A 2245-nucleotide genomic window follows, 5' to 3' on the forward strand; every position below is an offset into this window, starting at 1 on the left:
TGGAAGTAGTTTGGTTGGTACCTACTATTTTGAACGAGATTTAGGGGAGGGGCAAGTGTTTTTTTGCTTTTCCTTGATATAACAACCATTGTAAGCAATTATTAAAAGAAAGTATTGACACTAACTTTTGTTGAAAGGGGGTGCATGAAATGTTAAAATGTAGAAGCAACTACTTGAATTCTTCGTAGGTTCATCGGAAATATCGATGTTTAATGGTTTTCGTAAAGCGACGTAGAATTTAGGTAGTATAGTTGGTTTTTTTGCTTAGGGAATAAAGCAGCAGACAGGTAATAAAATTTGATTTTGATTGTGAGTTGATATTTTTGATATTTTTAAATGATTTTTTAAAAGGAATAATCATAGGTATAGGAGCCGTAGCTCCAGGCGTAAGTGGGGGTACCTTTGCGGTAATACTTGGTGTTTATAGCAAATTAACCAGTGCCATTGCTAATATATTTACTGATTTTATGGGAAAAATTAAAGCCCTTTTTTCTTTAGGTGTAGGTATAGCTTTTGGTGTATTAGCTTTTAGTAGAATTATGCAATATTTATTTGTATACCATGAAACCAATGTAAAATTTATCTTTATTGGGCTTATGGTAGGGACTATCCCTTTAGTGATTAAAGATGCAAATAAAAAGGGTTTTAAAGGCTCATATCTAATTCCTTGTATAATTGCCCTTAGTATAACAATTATATTTACCATATTAGAGAATAATGTGATAAATATTATGCCAGAAGCTTCCTCAGGACTAATTGCCACTATTATTTATGGTCTTATAATTGGATTTGGAACTATAGTACCAGGGGTAAGTGCATCATTTATTCTTATGTATATTGGGGCTTATGAAATTCTTTTGGATGCTCTTGTAAGCTTAGACCTTATGGTAATCATTCCAGTAGGGATAGGATTTGTCCTAAGTGTATTATTATTTGCAAAATTAATAAATTTTCTATTTGAAAGAGCTTATGGTTTTACATATTATACTGTATTAGGATTTGTATTTGGATCTATATTTGCAATTATTCCTAGGGATATATTAGGACAGGAAATCCTACTTGGAATCTTTTATTTAGTTATTGGATTTTTAGTATCTTATTATATTGGTACAAAGTATTCACAGTAAATGAAAAAGTTACTAGGTCATGTTAGCCTATCCGTCATATATAGCTCAACTTCTGTTTAAAACCCAGTATTTAGTAGTTATAAAGGTATATGATATTATACTTCCGAAGTGAAGAGTCTACCTTTATACCTCTATTACCTAAAAACTGTGACCCAGCTGATAGTCAAATTACTCAAGAAGAAAATCTATTATATTCTTCACCTTTATACCAGAAAAGTCATTAAAAACTGTATTATCCATAGTGAGGATATACTTAGGATAATTATCAGTTATGGACTGGAGTGGGCGTAGTTCACGTTCTTTTGTTTTTTCATCCATAATCGTAGCCGATACTTGATAGTAAACTATCTCATCAGCCTTACTTGCTACAAAATCAACCTCTAATGTACCAACTTTTCCAATTGTCACTTCATAACCTCTTCGTATAATAAGTTTGTAGTTAAGAATTGTTCTTAACTTAGTTGATTGATTAACTGTTTGAAAGAATGGAGCGGGGCTGGGAAATAACTAGCTGAATTAGAAGACACCGTCAAATCTAGGAAAAATGATCCTTGATTTGACGGTGTTTTTAATTACTCAGATTTATAAATTATTACTAAAAGGTGACTTTTTTCCCATCCCCAATTTCAAAAAGTCGCTTTTGATGATCCATTCACTTTAGTTCTTTGATAATTAAATATCTTGGTTATCGCTTGGTCATTCCGTGCTGTTTCTGTGTAAAATAGAACTAGATGGAAGATGGTTCTAAATGGGATGAAGCTTTCCCCTCCTTGTAGTTCGACTACTCATTAAGCATGCTTCCCGTCACAATGTTGAGACTATTTACTCATAAGCTGTATGGCTTGGTTCTTGTGTCCGTTGGTCTTAGGAAACCTTCGGTCTTGGCAGCTACACAAGAAACGAGTTAAATACTTATGCGCGAGGTTAAGGCACGCATTGTGTTACAGGGATAGCCCGGAGTGACCAAGCTTACCTTCCAAATTTATAACGAAGGTAACTCCCAATAATCTATGAAAAATTATGTTTCCCAAATTTCTCGTTGCTCGTATGATGATTTCTGTCGATGAAGGTAATATAATCCAATCATTGTCTGGATTAAACAGCTTTATAACAGATCC

At 33.3% G+C, this 2245-nt stretch carries 2 protein-coding genes; one reads left to right on the top strand and one right to left on the bottom strand.

All coding sequences use genetic code 11. The annotated features are described in order from the left end of the window. Positions 1-323 precede the first annotated feature (323 nt). Positions 324-1127, top strand: coding sequence for a DUF368 domain-containing protein (locus tag ACYQ2O_RS11850; RefSeq protein ID WP_346025585.1), 804 nt, complete (start codon positions 324-326; stop codon positions 1125-1127). Positions 1128-1295: 168 nt separating this feature from the next. Here the strand turns inward: ACYQ2O_RS11850 and ACYQ2O_RS11855 are convergent, their stop codons facing one another. After that, on the bottom strand, positions 1296-1535 hold the full coding sequence (locus ACYQ2O_RS11855) for an ATP-binding protein (RefSeq protein ID WP_245683093.1): 240 nt from the start codon (positions 1533-1535) through the stop codon (positions 1296-1298). Positions 1536-2245 lie beyond the last annotated feature (710 nt).

The organism is Alkalibacterium sp. m-11 (genome assembly GCF_054658155.1).